This window comes from Pseudomonas cichorii (assembly GCF_018343775.1).
Lineage (GTDB): Bacteria > Pseudomonadota > Gammaproteobacteria > Pseudomonadales > Pseudomonadaceae > Aquipseudomonas > Aquipseudomonas cichorii.
Map to the genome: position 1 here is coordinate 5896487 of NZ_CP074349.1, position 25267 is coordinate 5921753.

Here is a 25267-nt window from a genome sequence, read left to right on the forward strand (position 1 = left end):
AAATTTCCTGTTACCTCTTGATCTCACCCACCCGATGAACGGCATGAGTCGTTCAAATAAACACTGCAACTCTGTTAATGGATTAACTTATATGAAAATGAATTTCAAAAGACTCGCGGTCCTGCTCGGTGCAGTGCTGCTGTTGAACTTCCCGCCGGCCTACGCCAACGAGGTAAAGGAAAAACGCCCGCTGTTCCTGTATGTATTTCTGCATGACGACATACCTGCTTTTGAACGGACCGACCTGAAGCGTGATTACTTTTCATGGATGATCAAGGACCTCGAAAGCTTTACAGGTCGCAGGGTCTATCTCGATATCATCGAGAAAAAGTCAACGCTGAGCGGCTTCGCCTACAAGACCACTGACCTGAAAAGAGGCAAACAGGAATGGGATCATCTCGTGGACCAGTATATTCAGGAGAACAATCTTCCCCGAAACGGAACAACCAAATACCTGCTGTTGACTCGCCACCCCGTCAACAAAAAAATCCTGGGTTATACCCGCGAGAAGCATTATACGGCGATAGCCTCCATGCAGACGTATGCCGCGGCAGCCCATGAAATAGGTCATATGCTGGGCGGCACTCATGAGCACTCGGAAGTGTTATTCCGAGGTGGCTGGTGGTGTGAAACCAACATAACGCCCACTCGGGAAAAGATAAGATCCAATTGTTATGTCTACAGCGACAAGAACAAAAAGATCATCGCCGAACATTTGAATCAATTCCCGTAAACCCGTCTGCAAACTCAACAGGCGCTACGCGTTATTGTGCAGCGCCGCCCTCCAGCTTGCGCCACAGCAACCGGACATTGGCCTTGCGCACCAGGGCGCAGCGATACAGGCGGATTTCCAGCGGGACGTGCCAGTGCGGCCCGCCACAGACGACCAGTTCGCCACGCTCAAGCTCGGCCCGCACGCTCAAATGCGGCACCCAGGCAATCCCCAACCCTTCAAGCGCCATGCCTTTGAGGCTGTCGGCCATTGCCGTTTCATAAACCGTGGTGAAACGCAGGTTGCGCTGACGCAGCAACAGATTCACCGAACGCCCGAGAAAAGCACCGGCGCTGTAGGCCAGCAGCGGCACACTCTGTTCATTCTCCAGATCGAACAGTGGCTGGCCATTGGCATCGGCAGCACAGACCGGCAGCATTTCGGTGTGGCCCAGATGCAGCGAAGGGAATATCTCCGCGTCCATCTGCAAGGCAGCATCCGGATCATAGAACGCAAGCATCAGGTCGCAGCCGCCTTCGCGCAATGCATGCACCGCGTCGCCCACGTTGGTCGCCACCAGCCGGGTCGCGATGTTCAAGCCATCGTTACGCAACTGGGCGATCCAGCGGGGAAAAAAACCGAGCGCCAGGGAGTGCGCAGCCGCTACCTGAATAACCTCACCTTGCCCGCCTTCCAGATGATGCAGGTGACGCACCACTTCACCCAACTGCTCGACGACCGTGCGCGCCGTCACCAGAAACAACTGTCCGGCAGCCGTCAGTTCAATGGGGGTCCGAGAGCGGTTGACCAGCGTCAGCCCAAGGGCCGACTCCAGACTGCGGATGCGGCGGCTGAAGGCTGGCTGCGTCACGAAACGACGCTCGGCCGCCTGGGAAAAACTGCGGGTGGCAGCCAGGGCACTGAAATCTTCCAGCCATTTGCTTTCCAGGTTCATCACGTCCTCCCGGACATTCGGGGCATGAATGAAAGACATTCGGTAGGAGCGAATTTATTCGCGAGAGGCCCGCCTACACGAAGAAGATGCTCGCCTTCAATGACGTCTCGCGGATAAATCCGCTCCCACTGCGCAACGTCCAGACAGGACATGCCCCCTTTAACCGGGACATTCACTTTGCACACGCCCATTCATTCTGCCGCGCAATTTGCCAGATAACGTCGCCTCTGCGACAAAAACAAATACAAGTGCGACATTTTGTCCTGTTTACGAACAAAGAGAAACCCACGTCACATGTGCATTATGCCGTTATTGCATAGGGCAGCGTTTAACAGCATTGGTCAACTTCCAGCTCAAACCCCAACATTCGCGGCGTTCCGGCATTGTTGTGCCTTATTTGAGATAATCTCTATCATGTCCTCGCCTGCATCACTGCGCATCGAAAAAGACCTGCTTGGTGTTCTCGAAGTACCTGCTCACGCTTACTACGGTATCCAGACCCTGCGAGCAGTGAATAACTTCCACCTCTCCGGTGTACCACTTTCGCATTACCCGAAACTGGTCGTTGGACTGGCGATGGTCAAGCAGGCGGCAGCTGATGCAAACCATGCTCTGGGCCACCTCAACGATGCCAAGTACGCAGCCATCAGCGAAGCTTGCGCACGTTTGATCCGCGGCGACTTCCACGACCAGTTCGTGGTCGACATGATTCAGGGCGGCGCTGGCACTTCAACCAACATGAATGCCAACGAAGTCATCGCCAACATCGCGCTTGAAGCCATGGGCTTCGAGAAAGGCGAATACAAGCATCTGCACCCGAACAACGACGTAAACATGGCTCAGTCGACCAACGACGCCTACCCGACGGCAATCCGTCTGGGCCTGCTGTTGGGTCATGACGCCATGCTCGCAAGCCTCGAAAGCCTGATCCAGTCTTTCGCAGCCAAGGGCGAAGAATTCAACCACGTTCTGAAAATGGGCCGTACCCAGTTGCAGGACGCGGTTCCAATGACCCTGGGTCAGGAATTCCGCGCCTTCGCCACCACCTTGACCGAAGACCTGAACCGCCTGCGCACTCTGGCTCCAGAGCTGCTGACCGAAGTGAACCTGGGCGGTACTGCAATCGGTACGGGCATCAACGCCGACCCGGGCTATCAGAAGCTGGCAGTAGAGCGTCTGGCAATCATCAGCGGCCATCCGCTGGTTCCAGCCGCCGACCTGATCGAAGCGACGTCCGACATGGGCGCTTTCGTGCTGTTCTCCGGCATGCTCAAGCGTACCGCCGTCAAACTCTCGAAGATCTGCAACGACCTGCGCCTGCTGTCCAGCGGTCCACGCACCGGCATCAACGAAATCAACCTGCCAGCGCGTCAGCCAGGCAGCTCGATCATGCCAGGCAAGGTCAACCCGGTCATTCCGGAAGCCGTCAACCAGGTAGCCTTTGAAATCATCGGCAACGACCTGGCCCTGACCATGGCAGCCGAAGGCGGCCAGTTGCAGCTCAACGTGATGGAGCCGCTGATCGCCTACAAGATTTTCGATTCGATCCGCCTGCTGCAACGCGCCATGGACATGCTGCGCGAACACTGCATCGTCGGCATCACTGCAAACGAACAGCGCTGCCGTGAACTGGTCGAGCACTCGATCGGTCTGGTCACCGCCCTGAACCCTTACATCGGTTACGAAAACTCGACCCGTATCGCCCGCATTGCCCTGGAAAGTGGCCGCGGTGTACTGGAACTGGTCCGCGAAGAAGGCTTGCTCGACGACGCGATGCTCGATGACATCCTGCGTCCGGAGAACATGATCGCTCCGCGCCTCGCTCCCCTGAAGGCCTGACCGAAAATGCTTTTCGCAACATGCTCACCAGGTTGAGGGCCTAGACACCCCTCACCTTTTGGGGGTCTGGGAGTGATTCTCCAGACCCTTTTTTTTGCCTGCTTGCTGACGACCCAAAGGAGGGCATCAAGCACCTGAAAAGCCCGTTTTTGCTGACGTCCTGGCAAAAACATTCGTTTCGCACCGCAAATGAAGATTCAGTTACACAACAAAGCGGCTACAGACGTAAAAACTTTGCACCGGTATAGTGCGCCCCCTCAAAAGTAGCGAGGAATAACAAAAATGTTGGAAATGATTAACGACTTCCTCTCGGGAAAGGTCCTCATCGTCCTTATCGTAGGCCTTGGTGGTTACTTCACGATCCGCTCGCGTTTCGTTCAGTTTCGTCACTTCTTTCACATGTTCGCGGTTTTTCGCGACAGCTTGCGTAGCAGCTCGGGGCAACTGAGTTCGTTCCAGGCACTGATGCTCAGCCTTGCAGGTCGCGTCGGAGCAGGCAACATCGCAGGTGTCGGCCTTGCCGTGACACTGGGCGGCCCAGGTGCCGTATTCTGGATGTGGGTGACCGCACTGGTCGGCATGTCCAGCAGCTTCATCGAGTGTTCTCTCGCTCAGCTCTACAAACGCAAGGACTCCGAAGGCCAGTTCCGCGGCGGTCCATCGTTCTACATCCAGCACGGCCTGGGCAAGCGCTGGCTGGGCATGGTCATGGCAGTATTACTGATCATGACCTTCGGTCTTTCCTTCAACGGCCTGCAATCCCATGCCGTGACCGACTCGCTCAATAGCGCTTTCGGCGTCGACCACACGACCACCGGTATCTGTCTGGTCGTCCTGCTGGGCCTGGCGTTCATCGGTGGCATCAAGCGTATCGCGGCCATTTCCGACCTGCTGGTACCGGTCAAGACCCTGGCCTACATCGCGGTCACCATCTATGTCATCGCCATTCAGATCGAACACGTTCCAGGCATGCTGCTGACCATCGTCAAAAGCGCCTTCGGTCTTGACCCGGTGTTTGGCGGCCTGATCGGCAGCGCAATCGTGATGGGCGTGAAACGTGGCGTTTTCGCCAACGAAGCCGGTCTGGGTAGCGCCCCGAACGTTGCAGCCGTCGCTCAGGTCGACCACCCGGTTTCCCAAGGCGTGGTTCAGGCGTTCAGCGTATTCCTCGACACCTTCCTGATCTGCACCTGCACCGCCTTGCTGATCCTGCTGTCCGGTATCTATGACGTAGGCTACAGCGGCAACGGTATCGTTCTGGCGCAGAACTCTCTGGCAGCCGTAGTGGGCGACTGGGGCCGGATCTTCATCAGCGTTGCGCTGGCACTGTTCGTATTCACCTCGATCCTCTACAACTACTACCTGGGCGAAAACAGCCTGCGCTTCCTGGTAGGCGAGAAGATCCAGGCCATCGTCGGCTTCCGCATCGTAGTTCTGGCTCTGATCTTCTGGGGCGCAGTGGTTGACCTCAAGACGGTGTTTGCCTTCGCCGACATCGCCATGACCCTGCTGGCCTTCGTCAACCTGATCGCCCTGGCCCTGCTGTTCAAGGTCGCCATGCGCATCCTGCGTGACTACGATGAGCAGCGTAAGGCAGGCATCAAGACGCCGGTCTTCGACTCCAGCAAGTTCCCGGATCTGGATCTGGACCGCAACGCATGGCCAGCCAACCCGACTCAACAGCCTCAGACTGGTGCTGAAGCGGCAGGCAAACCTGCTTCACAAGCTCACTAACCACCGAAATGCCGCAGGAGAGAACCATGGCTCATGATGCACCCCGACCCGCTCAGCGAGTGATGGTTCTTTACACCGGCGGCACCATCGGCATGCAAGCCAGCGCCAATGGCCTGGCTCCAGCGTCCGGTTTCGAGGCAAGGATGGCCGGGCAACTGGCCGACCTTCCTGGACTGGTCGTGCCGCAGTGGCGTTTTCGCGAGATGTCACCTCTGATCGACAGCGCCAACATGACGCCCGATTACTGGTTACGCCTGCGCGAAGCGGTGATCGAAGCCGTGGATGTGGATGGCTGTGACTCAGTGCTGGTGCTGCATGGCACCGACACACTGGCCTACAGCGCTGCCGCAACGAGCTTCCAGTTGCTGGGACTCAATGCGCCAGTGGTGTTCACCGGCTCCATGCTGCCAGCCGGTGTGCCGGACAGCGATGCCTGGGAAAACGTCAACGGTGCCTTGCTTGCCTTGGGCTCTGGTCTGGCATCGGGTGTTCACCTGTACTTCCACGGCGAACTGCTGGCACCGACCCGCTGCGCGAAAATCCGCAGCTTCGGTCGTCATCCGTTCGCACCGCTGCAACGCTCGCGTGGCGGCCAGGCTGCCTCGTCATTGCCTGAGGCGCTGGATTATCGCCAGCCCAAGACGCTGGCAAATGTCGCGGCATTGCCACTGTTTCCCGGTATCGGGGCAGCGCAGATCGATGGCCTGATCGACAGCGGCATCAAAGGTCTGGTGCTTGAATGCTACGGCAGCGGCACCGGCCCGAGCGATAATCCGGCGTTCCTTGCCAGCCTGGAGCGAGCACAACAACAGGGCATTTGCGTGGTTGCGATCACTCAATGCCATGAAGGCGGTGTCGAACTGGACGTCTACGAAGCAGGCAGCCGCCTGCGCGGCGTGGGCGTTCTTTCCGGTGGCGGCATGACCCGCGAAGCAGCGCTTGGCAAACTGCATGCGCTGCTGGGTGCTGGTTTGAAGATTGAAGAAGTCCGGCGTCTGGTGGAGCTGGATCTGTGTGGAGAGCTGCGTTAAGCAGCTCGTCACCACAACAGAACCTAGTAGCAGCATCTAAAAGGTAGCAGCACTGCTACCTTTTTCATTTGCAACAAACACTGTATTCCCTCCTTCCTGCCACTTGATGACCTTGTTCGGGTCAGCCTCGCTGCGCACGATGCATTTCCATTCATAGCGGGTATTGTCGGCAAGCCGGATCTGCCCTTTCCAGACGGGATACTGGCTCACATCACTCAGGCGCACCGCCCGTGCCGGGTTCCACTCACCCAGCTCGAAGCCCGCCCCCACGACATAAACGCCCTCGCCCACCTGGGTTTCGCCCTTGTCGCAACGAAACTGCACATCGACCCCTTTGGCCCGCCAGATTCGTATGGCACCGTTGTCGCCCGCCACCAATGCCTGGCTGAAACTGCCCGGCACACTCTCGCTCTTGAAGTTGGAGCCCAGCGCTACCAGCAGCATCTGGTGCGAGCCTGTCACTTCGGCCACCAACCCTGAATAGTTGTCCATAAAGCTGATCGCGGAATCGGCCTTGATACCCGCAGTGCGGCGTATCTCTATCAACTGGCGCAGCAGTTGGCCACGCGGCCAGTCATACATGTCCGGCCAATACACCGTTGGCGTTCCGGGGCTGCTGAGAATATAGGCGTAGGCCTGGTCGCGAAGATTTTCAGGTAATGACCAGTGATGCTGGCCGCCGTTGGCTCCCGGCGAATAACCGGTGTCGTGGTTATCCACAAAGGTCATGGCAGCGGCACGCCATGCAGGATCGGGATTACCGTTGAGGCCATATCGCCATTCGGCGAGCCCGGCATTCTGCATACGCTCTTTGAGCGCGAAGTCGAATACCGTGCAATGCGACTGATCGGACCAGACTTTCAGACCATCCTGCCAAGTGGCGTTATGTCGCCAGTCGTTGGCGGGATACTCGTTCGGCGCTTTCCAGAGTTCGCCGACACAGAAATGCTGATCGCCGAAGGCCTTCATCCAGTTATCCACCGTCGTCGCACTGTAGCCTTTTACAAAATCGAAACGCAGGCCGTCGGCGGAATAGTGATCGCGCAGGTTCAGGAACTCGTTCTTGAAGAGGTTGAACACTTCAGGCTTTTGCGTATTGAGATCGGCATCACCGCCCATGAACGGATCGCCATCGTCACACTGGTCGCAGCCATCACGCCAATCCGTCTTGTCACTCAGGGATTCCTTGAGCGCAGGCCCGACATGCTGGCGGTCCATATGATTGGGCACCACGTCATAGATCACTTTGACAGTGGCGGCGCTCAAGGCATCGACCGCTTGCCGGAGTTCGGCATCGCTGCCATAAGCACTGTTCTTGTCGAAGTCCTGCCAGAAATACCCCTCGCCACCCCCTGAAGCACCGGTCCCCGGATCGCTCCAGCGCGAAGTATCACGCCAGGGCACCGGCATCCAGACCGAGGTAAAGCCATCGGCGCGGATCTGCGCAGCCATGGTCTTGAGCGTGCTGTACCAACTCCCGGGGCTTGAGCGGCTGGAATTCCAGTGAAACCCCTGCAGCACGATTTCATCATTGCCATCGCTACGAGTGCCCTCGGGGGTATTGCCGCGAAGATCTTCTGCACTGGAGACCTGAGCCACCAGCAGAAGGATTGAAATCGCACCGAGCTTGAAAAGGTTCATGGCGATACTCCTCAGGAAGAAGGAAGTTATCGCCAGAGTAGGCACCGTCTGTGGGCGTGTAACCTGATAGAACTGACAGGGAGTCCTTTCAATTGGTTACGAAAAAGCTATTTCTTATTCCAATAATAGAATTTCTTATCTATGCCTTACCTCTAACGAGTATTTCCTGGACATAACCAACATCCCTTCCACAAAAGTAAATGTAACGTGTCATTTCTAAAAAATAGAATACTTAATCCTACAAAGTCCTACATGAAGATCGTGAAATGACTGCGCAAGTTCAAAAATCACAATAAATCGATGCCCGAACTTTCCTACACTGAGAATTAAAAATAACCAAATTTTGGTCAGTAATCCCACGCGCCCACGAATTCTGGGGGTTGACTGATCAAACGATATTAAGCAAATTCAAGACGGCCTCGGAAAAGAGGACAAACCCAATAAGGAGAAATGCAATGAAAAGCGCTAAATATTTGTTCGTAAAGAACCAAGACTTTGACAAGCCTAAAGAGTTCAGGTCGCAAGCCTGGTGATCGCTAATCACTGATAATCGTGCACTGTCGATTAAGTAATCGTGCAGTGCACGAGCTAGGATCAAACATGAAGATTATTGGGCGAGACTTGCTACCCTTTGACATACAGTACCCGGTCTATAATTTTTTCTACCCGAACTCAGGCATTGCCGTTGAAAAAGCATCGATAGCTAATATCATTGAAAACTCTTCAAAAAACGCTAAATATAGAGCGATTTATATACACATACCTTTCTGTGACACGCTGTGCTCTTTTTGTCCTTTTACTCGAGGAAGAGTAACAGACAGCAATATCATAGAGCTCTATGTTCAAGCACTCATCAATGAGATTCAATGGAAAGCTCAGGAATATAATTTAAGTCAACCACCTATCAATGCAATATTTTTCGGTGGCGGAACGCCCTCTATGATGTCCGCAGAACAAATTGAACGCGTGGGTCATGTGCTGCACAAAAACTTTAATCTTACCCACGTAAAGGAATTTTCTTTTGAAATAGAAGTAAAAAGCCTTACACAGGAAAAAGCTCAAGCCATGCGACAGATTGGTGTAACACACCCAAGGTTCGGCCTACAAAGCTTTTCAAAGAAATGGAGAGATATCTTTACGTTAACTGCAACCTTAGAGCAGATTTATAATAGCTTAAATATTCTGAGCAAGAAATTCGACAACATTTCAGTGGACATACTGTATGGCATGTCGGGACATACAGAAGAAGAATTGATATCCGACTTAAAACACGCTAGTGACACAGGTGTCAGCAATATAGATATTTACCCTATTGATAATATAATGACTCAACCAGCATTGCATAGAACGCTGAAAAAGCTGAACCACCTACCGACATCAGCAACAAGAAAGCTGTCAATGAATGTGCTGGCGGACACTTATCTACGGTCAAGAGGATACATGCCACACAACGGCCATGGCTACCGCAATGTTGGAATTGAAGAGGTTAAAAATGACATTGTAATAGATACCTATAGGTTTGAATATCATGAACACGTATACGGCTATCAAGACCATGACTTGCTTGGATTTGGAGTCAGTGCAATCAGTAGTCTTAATGGTGCCAAACTTATCAACACCAATCAAAGAAGCAAATATATCTCTCAATTCACACAAAATAATAATCCAGAAAACACATTTCATGTCACTCAGCATAGTTCAGAGCTGGACCTATTGAGGCCTCTCGCCCTGCGGCTTCCATATTTTGGCTCGGTCGATAAATCCAGAATGCGCTATGACTCAATACCTGCTGAATCAAAACTTAAAATTGAACAACTAAAAAATGCTGGGCTCATCATCGAAAATAGCCACCAGCTTAACCTGACAAAAACAGGATGGCATAACTATGTCAACCTCATGTATTACCTGCTTCCTGATATCGAACAGCACGCACTGGATAACTTTATTGCAGAACAATTAACAGGATCGGCACGAGATATCACTAAAAATGAAATTCTATTTTCTACCGGGGCATAAACAAGACGTATCCCCCTTATTTAGAGGTTCAACACCTTATGGACACTTCTCATCCAGCATTTTCTGGCACACATATTTTTGGACAGCTCTCGGGATTAGATTTCGAGCTTTTAAATGATCTTCGCTTTTTAGAAGGCAGTTTGCTTGATTCAATATCCATCGGTGGGGCGACTGTATGCGGCTATATTTCCAAAAAATTTGAACCACAAGGTGCCACCACATTAATTCTACTTTCAGAGTCGCATGCCTCAATCCATACATACCCAGAAATAGGCTGCCTGTTTTTCGATATATTTACATGCGGTGACTGTAGCCCTGACTTAATGGTCGACTCGCTGATACTGAAACTAAAACCAACCACAATAAGCAAGTCCTCTATCGTACGTCACTTATGCCCTGACAGCAGCGGCTTACCGCCTGAGCATATCTAAGCGACTATTATAATAGCTTTGCACATCCTGCACATACTTTTGAACCCGCCTACTTTTTTTGAATTCGGCCAGCGCTTCTATTACGAAAACCTATCTATAAAGGTGGGACCATCGAGGTATTAAATGCTAACGATTATTCTTAATAAAAAGCTACTCCCGCTATCCTTATCAAGCCTTATATCAAAAACAGGAGATTATGCATATGAAATAGCTTTTGCGCTGATTGCTTTAGACCTGCTCTCCTTCAATTATCTACACATCGGGCTCGTCTATTTTTTCAGATTTTTGCCTTATCTTTTCACTGGCCCGATAGGGGGATGGTTGGCCGATGGACGGCCTTATAAAACGAACATGATTTTTAGTGATCTATTACGATGTGCCGTCGCTGCCGTTCTATATACCTTATACTACTTTGGATTACTCGAAATTTTCACACTGGTTATTTGCTCAATGATAATGACCATAGGGCGAAGTTTATTTCAACCCAGCTTTCGGTCTTACCTACCAACTATTCTCGATGAAAAAGACTTACCCGCGGGTAATAGTCTAATGCAAATAATAGAGGATATATCCTCTATCCTAGGCCCTGTAATATTTTCACTAATAATAACATTTGGGGACAAAAGCCATATCATTCTCATGTACACGATAGGTTATTTTTTTTCGATAATAGCTTTATCACGACTGCATCTAAACGTCCCCGAATCCAAAAGTGATTTTACATTTTCGACGGTATTGAATGACACCTGTAACGCTCTCACGAAAATGTACGACCACAATCATAACCTACTGATGGTCATTGGCGGAACTTCTGTCTGTGTTTTGTTTACCGCATCGTTGCTACGGTTTGTTCTTCCTGCATCAATTATTGAAATCTATCACGACGAGGTATTAGTAGGTTATTTATTTTCACTTATGTCTGCGGGCACAGTAGTGGGTGGCCTGAGCTATACGGCACTTATAAAAAACACCACACCAACACAATTAATGAATGCCTGGATGATTTATGGCTTGCTCTTCATGCTGGTATCCATAGCTCTAAAATTCAGTTTTATATTTGCTGCCACTCTCATTATATTCTTGGGCTTTTCAGGCGCAATTGTGGATATTTCCATCATCACTAACATTCAATCACTTTCAACTAAAGATGAGTTAGGGAAGAATTATGGAATTCACTCAACTGTTGCCAACGCCTGTGAGGCAGCATCAGGGCTTATATCCGGTGCCTTCACATTATTCATTGGCGGAGCATCATTTCCGATTATTGCATTACTCATTGCAGCTGCAGCCAAATATACAAACTTTAAAATCAAAAGGTCTAACCATGAAAAAAACAAAACCGCAAAACACAGGGTCTTTGAAAGCGCAGACTAATAGTCATCCTTTACCCCCCTTCTTCAACGCTCTTACTCGGTATGTTTCCAAAAACAATGTCACCTTTGCATGCCCAGGCCATCAGGGTATAGACTTTTTCTCGAAGCATCCGGCAGGAAAGACATTCTTGGATTTTTTCGGAGAGAATTTATTCAGAGCGGATGTGCCTCACGCTGACCCTGTACTTGGAGAACTACTAAGCCATGGAGGCCCGCCAGGGAAGGCCGAAGAATATGCAGCCACAGTTTTTAACGCCGATAAAACCTATTTTGTTCTTAACGGAACATCCGCATCTAATAAAGTCGTTGCGAATGCACTACTGACGCCGGGTGACATTGTGCTGTTTGATAGAAACAATCATAAATCCTGCTATCACGGCGCGTTGATTCTGGCAGGAGCGACTCCTGTCTATTTAGAAACCTCCCGCAATGATTTTGGGCTTATTGGCGGAATACCAGAGCATTGTTTTGAAGAGTCCTATCTTCGAGAAAAACTGAAGCTTGTTGCTCCTGAGCAAGCCTTGAAGCCTCGACCATTTAGACTCGCTATTCTCCAACTAGGAACATGGGATGGTACGGTTTACAACGCTAAAGAAGTCATAGCAAAAATAGGACATCTCTGCGAGTACGTGCTTTTTGATTCTGCATGGCTAGGTTACGAGCAGTTTATACCGGTGATGCGTGATTGCTCCCCTCTCCTGCTGAACCTTACTGGCTCCGACCCCGGCGTCATTGTCACCCAATCAGTTCACAAACAGTTAGCAGGCTTTTCACAAGCTTCACAAATCCATAAAAAGGACAATCATATTAAGCAAGCGCCACACTACTGCAACCATGATCGCTTCAATAATTCTTTTATGTTACATGCCTCCACAAGCCCTTTTTACCCTCTATTCGCGTCGCTGGATATCAATGCAAAGATCCACTCAGAAGGCAGCGGGAAGCGCCTCTGGGAAGAATGCGTTCGGTTGGGAGTAGAAGCACGAAAAGCCATATTTTCCTCATGTAAAATGATAAAACCCTTCATCCCCTCTCACATTGAAAATAAATCCTGGCAAAGCTTTGACACTCACACCATTGTGAATGACTTGCGCTTCTTCACATTCGGCAAAGATGAAGCCTGGCACAATTTTTCAGGCTATGGCAACTCTCAATATCTTTTAGATCCTTGCAAGCTTCTGTTAACCACGCCCGGAGTCAATGCAACAACGGGAAACTATGAGGAATTTGGAGTTCCTGCTACCATTCTAGCGCATTATTTGCGTGAAAACGGTATTGTTCCCGAAAAAAGCGACCTTAATTCCATCGTTTTTTTATTAACACCCGCCTTGTCACGCTCAAAAATTGACATCCTCGTTTCCAAACTACGCCAGTTTGAGCTTCACTTGGATAAAAACTCACCTTTAAAAAAGGTTATTCCAAGTACTTATAGAAAACATAAAAATCGATATGCAAACTACACGATATTAGACATTTGCCAAGAAATGCACTCCCTGTATTCCTTATACAATTTTAAAAAACTACAACGCGACATGTTCAGCGAGTCATATTTTCCACATGTGGATATGCATCCTTATAAGGCTAATCTCAAATTAATTCGAGGCGAGGTAGAATTAATTCCTTTGAGATTGGCGGAGGGTAGAGTAGCTGCCGAAGGCGCTGTACCTTATCCACCAGGTATTATCTGCATTGCTCCAGGGGAGCGTTGGGGAGGACCCGTTTTCGATTATATTCTTTCCATTGAACACATCATGAATAGCTTTCCCGCTTTTGGCCCAGATGTCCAAGGTGTACACATACAGATCGGAAACAATAAAAAACAGGAGTTTTATGTCTATGTTGTTAAATAGTCATGTCTCTCCGTGACGAGCGGGCGTTATCGCTACATTAATGGTAACGCCTTTTAAGATCGCGATTCATTCGCGAAGAAGAGTATGCGTTTTAATCTTAAATCCTCTTCGCGAATACAATCATCACTCGGCCCATACGATACTTTCCTTCCGCGCATCCCTGAGCATCGAATCCAGATTACGCTCGATGTTCTCGCACAGCGCGGTCATCTGGATTTCGTGTTCGCTGGCACGAAACGGGCTTTGCAGGTCTGTACCGATCTTTTCGATGGCCAGCAGCATGAAGCCCACGACCGTCGACGCCAGCGGCGTGAACCAGCCGAGGGTTTCCACCAGACCGATAGGCACGATCAGGCAGAACAGGGTGATGAACAACCTGGGGAATGCGACGTAGGGATACGGCAGCGGGGTGTTGGCAATCCGCTCCATGCCGCCCTGGCAGTTGGAGAGATCCACCATCGTCGATTCGAGGCGCGCCAGGCGAATGCTGTCCAGTCGCCCGGCCTTGTATTCGTTGGCAATCAGTGCAGCGCTGGCATTGAGCAGGTCGTTGGGGAAGTTATTGGTGTCCAGACGGCGCTCGAACTCTTCGCGGGGAATCAGGGCCTGTATATCGGCCTTGGTGATGTCACCCTTCAAATGCGCCGCCAGGGCTTTCACGTAAGCCACATGGCGACGCAGTAACAACGCCTTGATCGGATTGATGCCGTCCTCATCATCGATCAGCGTCAATGCCTGACGGGAGAAGCTGCGGGAGCTGTTGACCAGTGCGCCCCACAAGGTTCGGGCTTCCCACCAGCGGTTGTAGGCGCTGGAGTTACGAAAGCTGATCAACACCACCAGGGACGAACCCAGCAGCGTCAACGGCATCGATGGCAGGGTGATCTTGCGCTCCAGGTACAACATGAAGTCGACCGTCACAATCACGTCCCAGATCAGCAGCCAGAAAAGCGACCACCCCACATAACCGATTGTCTTGTTCAGAAACCGGCACTTCTCCATGATCGCCTGACGCAAAGAATCACCTCGTCGATAAAAGTGCGGGACTGCAAATACCCGACCTACTACCGAGGGTTTGAATGCCTTTAGCGCAGATGGTTCGCCATCGACCGCTTTTTATGCCAGACAATCGGACGCACTCAGCAGCCGCTCAAGGCCACTTGAGGGCGTTCCGAAGCGAAAAAGAATGGCCGGAAACGGACACCGACAACGTTGCCGGCATAAGCCGCCATCAGCCACAGCCAGCCATGCAGACTGCCCGAGGCAATACCGCTGAAGTACGCGCCAATGTTGCAGCCATAAGCCAGACGAGAACCGTAACCCAGCAGCAGACCGCCCACCACGGCAGCGATCAGCGAGCGCGCCGGGATATTCAGATTCGGTGCAAAACGCCCCGCCAGCCCGGCAGCCAGCAAGGCCCCGATCATGATGCCGACGTCCATCACGCTGGTAATGTCTTCCCAGACCGGAGCCGCCAGCGCCTTGGCATTAGCAGGCATCTGCCAGAATGCCCAGCTGCCGACATCCACGCCAAGGCTGCCTGCCACTTTGGCACCCCACAGGGCGAAAGCCGACGTGATACCCCAAGGCCGTCCGGCCAGCGCCAGAGTCGCATAGTTCAGCAACGCCAGGGCCACCGCACCCCAGACCAGAATCCAGGGACCGCGCACGAAGCGCTGCAGGCCACGGTGCTCACTGGTGACAGGCGCTTCAAGCTCGCCATGACGGCGTTTTTCCAGGCGTACCGTCAGCCACGCAATGAACGCGAATACCGCCAGGCTCAGGCCAAGAGCGGGTATCACGCCAAAGCTTTTGACGATGGACGTGGCCGGGAAGGATGGCAGCGAGAACCACCAGTCGACATGGTGAGTCGCAATCAGGGAGCCGAGAATGAAGAACAGCAGAGTCACCAGCATCCGCGCATTGCCGCCACCGGCAGTGAACAGTGTTCCCGAGGCACACCCGCCGCCCAGTTGCATCCCGATACCAAAGATGAACGCTCCGAACACCACCGAAACACCTGCCGGTGCGACCAGCCCGTTTACCGGCTGACCAAACAGCGTGCCCGCGCCCAATGCCGGGAAGAACAGCACAACCGCCAACGCCAGCATGACCATCTGGGCACGCAAGCCTGCGCCACGTCGCTCCTTGATGAAGACCCGCCACGCAGATGTGAAACCGAATGCAGCGTGATAAAGCGTAAGGCCCAGTGCAGCACCCACGATCAGCAACAGCACCTGACGCACATTGGTGCTACTGAGCAAAAAAAGCGCAGCGAACAACAGCAGTAGAACAGCGACCAACGTCGCACCGGGCTTGCGCGAAGGCGCAGCCGAAAGGGAAGTACTCATTGGGAAAATCTCAGCAGGGAAAACAGTCCCGCGCAGTATATCCCCTCGTTGTACGCCACTGGGGCTCTGGTCCGATAACCACGGCCCTGTCGATCACCAGACCCGACGCAACCTGGCCAATGCATCGGCAATGGCAGCTTCCGGTACGCCTGCAAATCCGAGGACCAGCCCGGCGCGGTTATCCACAGGATCGGCGGAGTCCGGCAGCCAGTAATCGCTCAAGGCATTGATTTCGACATCGACACTCTCGGCCTTTTCGATCAGTTCGCGCTCACGGGCCAGGCTGTCCACGCGGACCATGACGTGCAAGCCGGCCACGACCCTGGGCATCGCGCCACAGCCCGGAAGATTATCCGGCCAGCCTTCCAGCAGTGCATTGCGACGGCTCAAGGCCGCACGGCGCATACGCCGAATATGACGCTGGAAGTGACCGGTCGCGATAAATTGCGCCATCACCGCCTGGGTGCTGACCTCGGAATGGCGCATGTCCACGCCCCGACGCTGGCTGAACGGCTTGACCAAACCCTGAGGCAAGACCAGATACCCGAGACGCAACGCCGGAAAAACCACTTTGCCGAACGTCCCGACATACAGAACCCGCCCTGCCCCATCCAGCGCCGCCAAGGGTGCCAGCGGCGCGCCGCTGTAGCGGTACTCGCCGTCGTAGTCATCCTCGACGATCCAGCCCTGGTTGTTTTTTGCCCAGGCCAGCAGTTCCAGCCGGCGAGCCAGGCTCATGACCACACCGGTCGGGTATTGATGGGAGGGCGTGACGTAAGCCAGTTTGCAGTCGATCTGTTGCAGATCCGCACAGCGCATGCCGTCTTCATCCACAGCAATACCCTGCAACCTCGCCCCCGCAACAGCAAAGGCATGACCCGCCGCACGATAGCCAGGGTTTTCCACAGCAACCCCGTCGCCAGCCTCCAGCAGCAACTGTGCACAAAGGCTTATGGCCTGTTGTGCGCCATTGGTGATCACTATTTGTTCAGCCGAGCAATGCAACCCGCGAGACGAGCGCAGGTACAAGGCAATCAGCTCTCTAAGTCGCCACTCTCCGGCAGCCTCGCCATAGCCCAGCAGTTGAAGGTCCGGCTTGCGCCAGAAAGCTGCATTCAGCTTGCCCCATATGGCAAAAGGGAAGAGATCGAACGCCGGCACACCCACCCGGAATGCACGTGGCGCGCTCTTGATCGGGGTACTCAAATGATGCTTTTGCAGAAGCTCCATCGCTGGGCTGTGGATAACTTGATCCGGCGCATTTTGAAGATTTTCGGAGGGAAATGTGGATAAACATGTGTATAACCTTGTTGATAAGCCTGTGGATAGTTCAGTGGATAATTTTTTCGCAGGTGAACTTTCAACAACCACTGTTTTATCAGGCAACTGAGCGACATAGGTCCCGTCACCAATACGCCCTTCAATGAAGCCTTCAGCGTAAAGCTGGTCGTAGGCACGCATCACGCTGTTGCGAGAAATCGACAACGACTCGGCCAGGTCACGGCTGGCCGGCAGGCGCGTGCCACTGCCAAGGCCGCCATCGAGAATCCGCTGACGCAAGACCTGATAAAGCTGGCGACTCAAGCCCCTGCGCCTGTCCAGTTCGATACCGGCGAGGTTCAAGGGAAACGCGGGAGAGCCTGAAAGCATGGAATTGGTCCTATGAAATCTATCGTTAATGGCTCTTACAAGGAACCAATAGCTTGCCTAGGATTTAGCCATTAACCAAGGACATTGCCATGTACACGCCCAAAGCCTTCAGTGAGAACGACACGCTGCAGTTGCAGGACTTGATGGAGCAGACACGTCTGGCGATTCTCGTCACTCAGGACGAAGACGGCTTGCAGGCGACGCACCTGCCACTGTTACTGAGCCGCGAACAAGGCCCCAACGGCACGCTCTACGGGCACCTGGCCAAAGCCAATCCTCAATGGCGAGCACTCGAAAAACCGACTGAGGTCATGGTGATATTCCCCGGTGGCGATGCCTATGTGAGCCCGTCCTTTTACCCGAGCAAGGCGGAGCACGAAAAAGTCGTACCGACCTGGAATTACCTGGCCGTTCACGCTTATGGCCAGGCCGAGGTCTTCACTGATCCCGAGCGCCTGCACCAACTGGTCGGCCGTCTCACCGACAAGCATGAATCCCGTCGTGCCCAGCCCTGGTCCATCAATGATGCACCGGCCGAGTACATCGAAAAGATGCTGGGCGCGATTGTCGGCTTTGCCTTGCCCATCGAACGCTTGCAGGGCAAACGCAAACTCAGCCAGAACCGCAGCGCCCCGGATATTAAGGGGGTACGCGATGGCCTGGCTGCCAGCCATGATCCAAAAGACCAGGAAATCGCTCGCTTGATGAGCTGAAGGAGATTGTCATGACCGCAGTTCAAATCCGCCCCGTAACAGCCGACGATCACGGCGCATGGCTGCCGTTGTGGCAGGCCTATCTGCGCTTCTACAAGACCGAACTGGCCGATGGCGTCAGTGATGTCACCTGGCAGCGCATCCTGGACCCCGCCGAAACCACCCACTCGGCATTGGCCTGGCTGGATGGCAAAGCAGTGGGCATGGTGAACTTCATCTACCATCGCTCCAACTGGAGCATCAAGAATGCCTGTTATCTACAGGACTTGATCGTGGCCCCCGAACAACGCGGTACCGGCATCGGCAGGCGGTTGATCGAACATGTCTACGCTACAGCCAAGGCCAACGATTGCGACAAGGTTCACTGGCTGACCCACGAAACCAACACCACGGCCATTCAGCTTTACGAACGCATCGCAGAACGCGGCGGCTACATTCAATTTCGCAAGGCCCTTTAAGGCAGGAAGTCTGCTCATGTCCGATATCCCGCTCCACTGGCAACCCGCAACACTTCCCGGCGGCACGATGCTGGAAGGCCGTTTCATTCGCCTGGAAAAACTCGACCCGCTACGCCATGGCGACGATCTGTGGCTTGCGCTCAATGGTCCGAACTCCGATCCAAAGCTCTGGGATTACCTGCCTTACGGCCCGTTCAACGAACGCGAGGCTTTCGATGCCTGGCTGGAGCGACATGCCAAGGACACTGACCCGTGGTTCTACAGCGTGGTCGATCAGGCCACAGGCATGACCGAAGGTGTGATCAGCCTGATGTCCATCGTCGCCGCCCATGGCCGTATTGAAATAGGCCACGTGACCTTTGGTGCCAGCATGCAACGCACCCCCAAAGGCACAGAAGCCATCTACTTGCTGGCCCGGGAAGCCTTTGCTCTGGGCAACCGCCGACTGGAGTGGAAATGCAACGCCAATAACGCCCGCTCCCGGCGTGCGGCAGATCGCTTCGGCTTCAGCTACGAAGGGCTCTTTCGCCAGCATATGGTGACTAAAGACGTGAACCGCGATACCGCCTGGTATTCGATCATCGACAGCGAATGGCCCGAACTGCAAAAGGCTTTCGAGGCCTGGCTGGCTGTGGATAACTTCAAGGATGGGCAGCAGATTAAGGGACTGGAAGCGTTTCGCGGATGACCGGGAAATAAAAAAGGGGAGCCACATGTGCTCCCCCGAGGAAAATCGTTGATTCGCGAAATGGCCTTTCGCGAATGAATTCGCTCCTACAGCGTTGCTGTCATTCGATCTCGACCAGGATCTCGCCAGGGTTGACCCGGTCGCCTTTGGCAACATGAATGGCAACCACCTTGCCGGCGATGGAGGCCTGGACTTCGGTTTCCATTTTCATCGCTTCAGTGATCAGCACGGCCTGACCGGCCTTGACGGTGTCGCCTTCCTTGACCAGCACGTCGACGATGTTGCCGGGCATGGTGGTGCTGACATGACCCGGTGCATGAGCTTGTTTGCGCTTGCTGGCACCGCCGCCGACGAATTCGTTGAGCGGCTCGAACACCACTTCTTCCGGCATGCCGTCGATGGACAGGTAGAAGTGACGCTTGCCCTCGGCCTTGACACCTACGCCGGTGATATCCACACGGTAGGTTTCGCCGTGAACGTCGATCACGAACTCGGTCGGCACACCTTCGCCGCCCACCTTTGCGACGCTGCCCGCTTCCGGAATCGGCAACAGTTCTTCAGGTTTCAGGGTGCCCGCAGCGCGCTCTTCGAGGAACTTGCGGCCGATGTCCGGGAACATGGCGTAAGTCAGCACGTCTTCTTCGGATTGCGCGAGGTCACCGACTTCGCCACGCAGCTTGGTCATTTCCGGCTTGAGCAGATCGGCCGGGCGCACATCGATCAGGTCTTCGTTGCCGATGGCCTGACGACGCAGCTTGGCGTCCACTTCACCCGGCGCCTTGCCGTAACCGCCTTGCAGGTACAGCTTCACTTCGTTGGTGATGGTTTTGTAACGCTCGCCCGCCAGCACGTTGAAAAACGCCTGGGTGCCAACGATCTGGGAAGTCGGTGTCACCAGCGGCGGATAGCCCAGATCCTTGCGGACACGCGGGATCTCGGCCAGCACTTCGCCCATACGGCTGAGAGCGCCCTGCTCCTTGAGCTGGTTGGCCAGGTTGGAAATCATGCCGCCCGGCACCTGATTGACCTGTACGCGGGTGTCGACTGCGGTGAACTCGCTCTCGAACTGGTGGTACTTCTTGCGCACGGCGTAGAAGCACAAGCCGATTTCCTGCAACAGTTCCAGATCGAGCCCGGTGTCGAACTCGCTGCCCTTGAGAGCCGCGACCATGGATTCGGTGCCTGGATGGCTGGTGCCCCAGGCGAAGCTGGAGATGGCCGTATCGATATGGTCGGCTCCGTTTTCGACAGCCTTGAGCTGACACATGGCCGCCAGACCTGCGGTGTCATGGGAGTGGATAAAGACCGGAAGCGATTGCTCGGCCTTCAATGCCTTGACCAGTTCGCCCGTGGCGTAAGGGGTCAGCAGACCGGCCATGTCCTTGATCGCCACCGAGTCGCAACCCATGGCCTCCATTTGCCTGGCCTGTTCCACGAAGGCGCTGATGGTATGCACCGGGCTGGTGGTGTAAGCGATGGTGCCCTGGGCATGTTTACCCGCCGCTTTCACGGCCTCAATGGCGACTTTCAGGTTACGCACATCGTTCATGGCGTCGAAGATACGGAACACATCGATACCGTTTTCCGCCGCCTTGGCGACAAACGCCTTCACCACGTCATCGCTGTAGTGGCGGTAGCCCAGCAGGTTCTGGCCGCGCAGCAGCATTTGCAGACGGGTGTTGGGCAAGGCCACACGCAACTGGCGCAGGCGCTCCCACGGGTCTTCTTTCAGAAACCGCACACAGGCATCAAAGGTCGCACCGCCCCACACTTCCAGCGACCAGTAGCCGACCTTGTCGAGCTTGTCGCAGATCGGCAGCATGTCTTCGGTACGCATGCGGGTCGCCAGCAACGATTGGTGAGCGTCGCGCAGGATAGTGTCGGTGACAAAGATTTTCTTGGACATGTTCGGAGCTCCTTATGGCGGCAAGCTTCAAGCTATAAGTGGCAAGCAAGAACCCATCGGCTTTTACTTGCAGCTTGTTGCTTAAAGCTTGCCGCTCACACATTCATAGACCTGCATGGGCGGCGATGGCGGCGGCGATGGCCAGGGCCAGCTCTTCGGGTTTGCGCTTGATCGAGTAGTTGGTCAGTTCAGGGTGGCTTTCAACGAAGCTGGTGTTGAACTGGCCGCTGCGGAATTCCGGATTGCGCAGGATTTCCTGGTAATAGGCTGCAGTGGTCTTCACGCCCTGCAGGCGCATGTCGTCCAGCGCACGCAGACCGCGGTCCATCGCCTCTTCCCAGGTCAGCGCCCAGACAATCAGTTTCAGGCACATGGAGTCGTAGAACGGCGGAATCGTGTACCCGGTGTAGATCGCCGTATCGGTCCGCACGCCAGGCCCGCCGGGCGCGTAATAGCGGGTGATCTTGCCGAAGCTGGGCAGGAAGTTGTTCTTCGGGTCTTCGGCATTGATCCGGAATTGCAGGGCAAAACCGCGATGAATGATGTCTTCCTGCTTGATCGACAGCGGCTGGCCGGACGCAATGCGAATCTGCTCGCGCACGATGTCGATGCCGGTGATCTCTTCGGTGATCGTGTGCTCAACCTGAACCCGGGTGTTCATCTCCATGAAATACACCTCGCCATCGGCGAGCAGGAATTCCACGGTCCCGGCATTCTCGTAACCCACCGCCTTGGCGGCACGCACCGACAGGTCGCCGATATAGGCGCGCTGTTCAGGTGTCAGTTGCGGGCTGGGGGCGATTTCGATCAGCTTCTGGTTGCGACGCTGGATGGAGCAATCACGCTCGAACAGATGCACCACATTGCCGAAGCTGTCACCGAGGATCTGCGCCTCGATGTGCTTGGGATTGACGATGCACTTTTCCAGGAAAACTTCCGCCGAGCCGAAAGCCTTGGTGGCTTCGGAAATCACCCGTGGGAAAGCCTGCTCCAGTTCGTCGCGGCTGTTGCAGCGGCGAATGCCACGGCCACCACCACCGGAAGTCGCCTTGAGCATCACCGGATAACCGATACGATCGCCTTCAAGCAAGGCTTCCTGGATATCCGCAACGTTGCCTTCCGTGCCCGGCGTGACTGGCACGCCAGCCTTTATCATGCTGCGGCGCGCTTCGGTCTTGTCGCCCATGCGGCGAATGACTTCTGCGGACGGGCCGATGAACTTCACGCCGCGCTCTGCGCAGATTTCCGCCAGTTCGGCGTTTTCCGAGAGGAAGCCGTAACCGGGATGCAGCGCATCGCATCCAGTTTCCACTGCCAGGTTCACCAGCTTGCGCGGGTTCAGGTAACCGGCGAGAGGTTCAGCGCCAATGCTATAGGCTTCGTCGGCACGTTTGACATGCAAGGCATGCCGGTCGGCGTCCGAAAAGATCGCAACCGAGCGAATGCCCATTTCGGCGCATGCACGCACGATCCGGACAGCAATCTCTCCACGGTTGGCGATCAGGATTTTTGTTATCACTGGCATTTCCTCGACCATAAGGACTATCGAACCGGCAGAGCCGGTCGGCGCAGGGGCCGCATGACGCAGTGTAGTTACTGACTTTTTGTAACTGCGTATGTGACTGAATGACGCAGGGCCACCCTATTCCTGATCATCGATTAATAAAAATGAGTAAAAATTGGGATAGGCATAAGCAAAAGCTTATAGTCAGCACTTCAGCCATTGGCAGGAGTTGTTGAGCATGCGTAAGTCATTGATGCGTATGACATTGCGTCAGTTGCGAATTTTCAATGAAGTGTGCGACCTGCGCTCCTACAGTCGCGCCGCAGAGGAAATGTCCCTCACTCAGCCGGCTGTCAGCCTGCAGATCCGACAGCTTGAAGAGCTGATCGGACAGCCGCTGTTCGAGTATGTCGGCAAAAAACTCTACCTGACCGAAGCCGCCGAAGCGCTGCAACTGGCCAGCCGTGACATCTTCGGCCGCCTGGAAAGCCTGGATATGCAGCTTTCCGACATGCAGGGCTCATTGCAGGGCCAGTTGAAACTGGCCATCGAGTCGAGCTGCAAATATTTCATCCCGCACGTGTTCGCAGCCTTCAAGCGCCAGCACCCGGAAGTCATCCTCAACCTGACCGTGGTCAACCGCGCCATGGTCATCCGGCGCCTGTCGGACAACCGCGACGATCTGGTGGTGATGTCCATGGTGCCTCAGGACATGGGCCTGGAGTTCCTGCCTTTTCTCAACAACCCGATTGTCGCCGTCGCACCGGCGAACCATCCGCTGTGTGATCGGGAACAACTGAGCCTGAAAGACCTGGAGCCCTGGCCGCTGCTGATTCGCGAATCAGGGTCAGGGACACGAAGAGCCTGTGAGGAGTACGTCAAGGAAAAGCGCGTGCATTTCACCCAGACACAGGAAGTGTCATCCAGCGAAGCACAACGCGAATGCGTGGTCGCCGGGCTCGGGCTGGCGCTGCTGACCCGTCACGCCGTCAGCATGGAACTCGCCACCGGCGCCCTCAAGGAACTGCCAGTGGCCGAGTTACCGCTTTACCGAAGCTGGTGCGTGGTACAAGCCAGGGATAAACGCCTGTCTCCCGTCGCTCACGCCTTCCTTGCGTTCATCCGCACCGAACGTGCGCAGATCAGCCAGCTTGTCGAACGCTTCGACGGGCGTCCTCGGACGGCTGGTTAGCCTGCCAGTGGTTGCCGGTCATGCTGTCCATGTAATCGCAGAGGTCCTGATTGAGCTGCCGCGCTTCGCAGTAGCTTTCAATCGCGCGACGAAACTCCATTCGGCGCTGGTCTTCCTGTTGACGACGAGTCTTGACGGTGCTGTTGGGTAAGTCATCGTAATGCCGAGCCATGTCCTGTCTCCCAATACGTTGCGGGAGTACAGAGTGGCGCGAGGGCATGACGATCAGGCGGCGAATGCGTGACAAGTTGATGAAGGTTCGACCCTCAATCCTCGTGGGCCTTCACCGACTTGGGCGAGAGTCGCAGGCTGCGCAGACTGCGTTTGACGCTCTTGAGGTGGTTGACCAGGCTCGGACCGCGAGCCATGGCGACGCCCATTGCCAGCACATCGATCACCACCAGATGCGCGATGCGCGAAGTCAGCGGGGTGTAGATTTCGGTGTCTTCGTGTACATCGATGGCCAGATTGACCGACGACAGCTCGGCCAGAGGTGTCTGGCTCGGGCATAGCGTGATGAGTGTGGCGCCGCTTTCGCGAACCAGGTTCGCCGAAATCAGCAGATCCTTGGAGCGACCGGACTGGGAAATGCACACCGCGACGTCGGTTGGCTTCAAAGTCACTGCCGACATTGCCTGCATGTGCGGGTCCGAGTAGGCCGCAGCGCTCAGCAACAGGCGAAAGAACTTGTGCTGGGCATCGGCCGCCACCGCACCCGACGCACCGAAACCATAGAACTCCACACGATTGGCGCCCGCCATGGCGGTCACGGCCAGTTGCAAGGCATGGGGATCGAGGTTTTCACGCACTTCCATCAAGGTGTGCAGCGTGGTGTCGAAAATCTTCAGGCTGTAATCGGCAACCGAATCGTCTTCGTGAATCGCGAACTGGCCGAAACTCGCTCCGGCGGCAAGGCTCTGCGCCAGCTTGAGCTTGAGGTCCTGAAAGCCCGTGCAACCGATGGCGCGACAGAAGCGCACGATGGTCGGCTCACTGATCCCGACGCTATGGGCCAGGTCAGCCATGGAACTGTGCATCACGGCCGCAGGGTCAAGCAGCACATGGTCGGCTACCTTGAGCTCCGACTTGCGCAGCAGATTACGTGACTGGGCGATGTGTTGCAGCAGATTCAAGAGGCAGACTCGCTAATGATGCGGTGGGCGGGTTGTAGCTTTCTTGTAGTTATACTACATGACCTGCGAGCCGCCCAGTTAAACGAGCCC

At 54.4% G+C, this 25267-nt stretch carries 21 protein-coding genes; 12 read left to right on the forward strand and 9 right to left on the reverse strand.

The window, feature by feature from the left end; genetic code table 11:
* Nucleotides 1-91 precede the first annotated feature (91 nt).
* Nucleotides 92-733, forward strand: coding sequence for a hypothetical protein (locus tag KGD89_RS25505; protein WP_038400107.1), 642 nt, complete (start codon nucleotides 92-94; stop codon nucleotides 731-733).
* A 31-nt stretch (nucleotides 734-764) separates the two neighbouring features.
* Here KGD89_RS25505 and KGD89_RS25510 read toward each other — a convergent pair whose 3' ends face one another.
* Complete coding sequence (locus KGD89_RS25510; protein ID WP_025262559.1) at nucleotides 765-1667, reverse strand: LysR substrate-binding domain-containing protein; 903 nt, start codon at nucleotides 1665-1667, stop codon at nucleotides 765-767.
* A 414-nt stretch (nucleotides 1668-2081) separates the two neighbouring features.
* Here KGD89_RS25510 and aspA point away from each other — a divergent pair, with 414 nt between their 5' ends.
* The 3 genes from aspA to KGD89_RS25525 all read left to right on the forward strand — a co-directional run bounded on the left by aspA (nucleotide 2082) and on the right by KGD89_RS25525 (nucleotide 6271).
* The gene (aspA, locus tag KGD89_RS25515; RefSeq protein ID WP_025262560.1) at nucleotides 2082-3506 is read left to right on the forward strand and encodes an aspartate ammonia-lyase; all 1425 of its coding nucleotides are present in this window, start codon (nucleotides 2082-2084) and stop codon (nucleotides 3504-3506) included.
* A 282-nt stretch (nucleotides 3507-3788) separates the two neighbouring features.
* The gene (locus KGD89_RS25520) at nucleotides 3789-5240 is read left to right on the forward strand and encodes an alanine/glycine:cation symporter family protein (RefSeq protein ID WP_025262561.1); all 1452 of its coding nucleotides are present in this window, start codon (nucleotides 3789-3791) and stop codon (nucleotides 5238-5240) included.
* Between the two features lie 26 nt (nucleotides 5241-5266).
* The gene (locus KGD89_RS25525; protein WP_025262562.1) at nucleotides 5267-6271 is read left to right on the forward strand and encodes an asparaginase; all 1005 of its coding nucleotides are present in this window, start codon (nucleotides 5267-5269) and stop codon (nucleotides 6269-6271) included.
* A 36-nt stretch (nucleotides 6272-6307) separates the two neighbouring features.
* Here KGD89_RS25525 and KGD89_RS25530 read toward each other — a convergent pair whose 3' ends face one another.
* Nucleotides 6308-7912, reverse strand: a complete 1605-nt coding sequence (locus tag KGD89_RS25530; RefSeq protein ID WP_025262563.1) for a glucan 1,4-alpha-maltotetraohydrolase domain-containing protein — start codon at nucleotides 7910-7912, stop codon at nucleotides 6308-6310.
* Between the two features lie 600 nt (nucleotides 7913-8512).
* On the opposite strand from KGD89_RS25530, the gene KGD89_RS25535 reads away from it, so the two are divergent.
* From KGD89_RS25535 to speC, 4 genes are all read left to right on the forward strand, one after another.
* On the forward strand, nucleotides 8513-9928 hold the full coding sequence (locus KGD89_RS25535; RefSeq protein WP_025262564.1) for a radical SAM protein: 1416 nt from the start codon (nucleotides 8513-8515) through the stop codon (nucleotides 9926-9928).
* A 38-nt stretch (nucleotides 9929-9966) separates the two neighbouring features.
* Complete coding sequence (speD, locus tag KGD89_RS25540; protein ID WP_025262565.1) at nucleotides 9967-10359, forward strand: adenosylmethionine decarboxylase; 393 nt, start codon at nucleotides 9967-9969, stop codon at nucleotides 10357-10359.
* A gap of 123 nt (nucleotides 10360-10482) precedes the next feature.
* On the forward strand, nucleotides 10483-11733 hold the full coding sequence (locus tag KGD89_RS26110) for an MFS transporter (RefSeq protein ID WP_025262566.1): 1251 nt from the start codon (nucleotides 10483-10485) through the stop codon (nucleotides 11731-11733).
* Entirely contained in the window at nucleotides 11684-13582 is a 1899-nt protein-coding gene (speC, locus tag KGD89_RS25545; protein WP_275896342.1) for an ornithine decarboxylase, read from the forward strand. Before KGD89_RS26110 ends, speC begins: the two co-directional genes overlap by 50 nt.
* A 123-nt stretch (nucleotides 13583-13705) precedes the next feature.
* Here speC and KGD89_RS25550 read toward each other — a convergent pair whose 3' ends face one another.
* The 3 genes from KGD89_RS25550 to pdxR all read right to left on the reverse strand — a co-directional run bounded on the left by KGD89_RS25550 (nucleotide 13706) and on the right by pdxR (nucleotide 17583).
* Nucleotides 13706-14584 carry a bestrophin family protein gene (locus tag KGD89_RS25550; protein ID WP_038400109.1) on the reverse strand — a complete coding sequence of 293 codons (879 nt, stop codon included), beginning with the start codon at nucleotides 14582-14584 and terminating at the stop codon, nucleotides 13706-13708.
* A 137-nt stretch (nucleotides 14585-14721) separates the two neighbouring features.
* Complete coding sequence (locus KGD89_RS25555) at nucleotides 14722-15933, reverse strand: YeeE/YedE family protein (RefSeq protein WP_025262569.1); 1212 nt, start codon at nucleotides 15931-15933, stop codon at nucleotides 14722-14724.
* A 93-nt stretch (nucleotides 15934-16026) separates the two neighbouring features.
* A complete protein-coding gene (pdxR, locus tag KGD89_RS25560; RefSeq protein WP_025262570.1) occupies nucleotides 16027-17583 on the reverse strand; it encodes a MocR-like pyridoxine biosynthesis transcription factor PdxR in 1557 nt (518 codons plus the stop codon).
* An 89-nt stretch (nucleotides 17584-17672) separates the two neighbouring features.
* Here pdxR and KGD89_RS25565 point away from each other — a divergent pair, with 89 nt between their 5' ends.
* The 3 genes from KGD89_RS25565 to KGD89_RS25575 are packed head-to-tail and all read left to right on the forward strand — an operon-like array spanning nucleotide 17673 to nucleotide 19442.
* Nucleotides 17673-18296: an FMN-binding negative transcriptional regulator gene (locus KGD89_RS25565; protein WP_038400110.1), complete on the forward strand. Its 624-nt coding sequence runs from the start codon at nucleotides 17673-17675 to the stop codon at nucleotides 18294-18296.
* Between the two features lie 11 nt (nucleotides 18297-18307).
* Nucleotides 18308-18754, forward strand: a complete 447-nt coding sequence (locus tag KGD89_RS25570; RefSeq protein ID WP_025262571.1) for a GNAT family N-acetyltransferase — start codon at nucleotides 18308-18310, stop codon at nucleotides 18752-18754.
* Between the two features lie 16 nt (nucleotides 18755-18770).
* Nucleotides 18771-19442, forward strand: coding sequence for a GNAT family N-acetyltransferase (locus tag KGD89_RS25575; protein WP_025262572.1), 672 nt, complete (start codon nucleotides 18771-18773; stop codon nucleotides 19440-19442).
* A gap of 100 nt (nucleotides 19443-19542) precedes the next feature.
* On the opposite strand, the gene oadA is transcribed toward KGD89_RS25575, so the two are convergent.
* Together oadA and KGD89_RS25585 are read right to left on the reverse strand one after the other, a co-directional pair.
* Nucleotides 19543-21348, reverse strand: a complete 1806-nt coding sequence (gene oadA, locus KGD89_RS25580) for a sodium-extruding oxaloacetate decarboxylase subunit alpha (RefSeq protein WP_025262573.1) — start codon at nucleotides 21346-21348, stop codon at nucleotides 19543-19545.
* 103 nt (nucleotides 21349-21451) lie between these two features.
* The gene (locus tag KGD89_RS25585) at nucleotides 21452-22867 is read right to left on the reverse strand and encodes an acetyl-CoA carboxylase biotin carboxylase subunit (protein ID WP_025262574.1); all 1416 of its coding nucleotides are present in this window, start codon (nucleotides 22865-22867) and stop codon (nucleotides 21452-21454) included.
* 223 nt (nucleotides 22868-23090) lie between these two features.
* Here KGD89_RS25585 and KGD89_RS25590 point away from each other — a divergent pair, with 223 nt between their 5' ends.
* Nucleotides 23091-24044: a LysR family transcriptional regulator gene (locus KGD89_RS25590; RefSeq protein ID WP_025262575.1), complete on the forward strand. Its 954-nt coding sequence runs from the start codon at nucleotides 23091-23093 to the stop codon at nucleotides 24042-24044.
* Here KGD89_RS25590 and KGD89_RS25595 read toward each other — a convergent pair.
* Both KGD89_RS25595 and hexR read right to left on the reverse strand, forming a co-directional pair.
* Nucleotides 23995-24216: a PA3496 family putative envelope integrity protein gene (locus KGD89_RS25595; protein WP_074569067.1), complete on the reverse strand. Its 222-nt coding sequence runs from the start codon at nucleotides 24214-24216 to the stop codon at nucleotides 23995-23997. The two genes, KGD89_RS25590 and KGD89_RS25595, sit on opposite strands and share 50 nt — an antisense overlap.
* Nucleotides 24217-24310: 94 nt before the next feature.
* A complete protein-coding gene (hexR, locus tag KGD89_RS25600) occupies nucleotides 24311-25177 on the reverse strand; it encodes a transcriptional regulator HexR (protein WP_025262576.1) in 867 nt (288 codons plus the stop codon).
* Nucleotides 25178-25267 lie beyond the last annotated feature (90 nt).

Bases quoted from the DNA above. Each gene is read 5' to 3' on its own strand.
- KGD89_RS25590 (WP_025262575.1), top strand. From the start codon at position 23,091: ATGCGTAAGTCATTGATGCGTATGACATTGCGTCAGTTGCGAATTTTC.
- KGD89_RS26110 (WP_025262566.1), top strand. From the start codon at position 10,483: ATGCTAACGATTATTCTTAATAAAAAGCTACTCCCGCTATCCTTATCA.
- pdxR (WP_025262570.1), bottom strand. From the start codon at position 17,583: ATGCTTTCAGGCTCTCCCGCGTTTCCCTTGAACCTCGCCGGTATCGAA.
- aspA (WP_025262560.1), top strand. From the start codon at position 2,082: ATGTCCTCGCCTGCATCACTGCGCATCGAAAAAGACCTGCTTGGTGTT.
- KGD89_RS25595 (WP_074569067.1), bottom strand. From the start codon at position 24,216: ATGGCTCGGCATTACGATGACTTACCCAACAGCACCGTCAAGACTCGT.
- KGD89_RS25535 (WP_025262564.1), top strand. From the start codon at position 8,513: ATGAAGATTATTGGGCGAGACTTGCTACCCTTTGACATACAGTACCCG.
- KGD89_RS25510 (WP_025262559.1), bottom strand. From the start codon at position 1,667: ATGAACCTGGAAAGCAAATGGCTGGAAGATTTCAGTGCCCTGGCTGCC.
- oadA (WP_025262573.1), bottom strand. From the start codon at position 21,348: ATGTCCAAGAAAATCTTTGTCACCGACACTATCCTGCGCGACGCTCAC.
- speD (WP_025262565.1), top strand. From the start codon at position 9,967: ATGGACACTTCTCATCCAGCATTTTCTGGCACACATATTTTTGGACAG.
- KGD89_RS25565 (WP_038400110.1), top strand. From the start codon at position 17,673: ATGTACACGCCCAAAGCCTTCAGTGAGAACGACACGCTGCAGTTGCAG.
- KGD89_RS25525 (WP_025262562.1), top strand. From the start codon at position 5,267: ATGGCTCATGATGCACCCCGACCCGCTCAGCGAGTGATGGTTCTTTAC.
- KGD89_RS25530 (WP_025262563.1), bottom strand. From the start codon at position 7,912: ATGAACCTTTTCAAGCTCGGTGCGATTTCAATCCTTCTGCTGGTGGCT.
- KGD89_RS25505 (WP_038400107.1), top strand. From the start codon at position 92: ATGAAAATGAATTTCAAAAGACTCGCGGTCCTGCTCGGTGCAGTGCTG.
- KGD89_RS25520 (WP_025262561.1), top strand. From the start codon at position 3,789: ATGTTGGAAATGATTAACGACTTCCTCTCGGGAAAGGTCCTCATCGTC.
- KGD89_RS25575 (WP_025262572.1), top strand. From the start codon at position 18,771: ATGTCCGATATCCCGCTCCACTGGCAACCCGCAACACTTCCCGGCGGC.
- speC (WP_275896342.1), top strand. From the start codon at position 11,684: ATGAAAAAAACAAAACCGCAAAACACAGGGTCTTTGAAAGCGCAGACT.
- KGD89_RS25550 (WP_038400109.1), bottom strand. From the start codon at position 14,584: ATGGAGAAGTGCCGGTTTCTGAACAAGACAATCGGTTATGTGGGGTGG.
- KGD89_RS25555 (WP_025262569.1), bottom strand. From the start codon at position 15,933: ATGAGTACTTCCCTTTCGGCTGCGCCTTCGCGCAAGCCCGGTGCGACG.
- KGD89_RS25570 (WP_025262571.1), top strand. From the start codon at position 18,308: ATGACCGCAGTTCAAATCCGCCCCGTAACAGCCGACGATCACGGCGCA.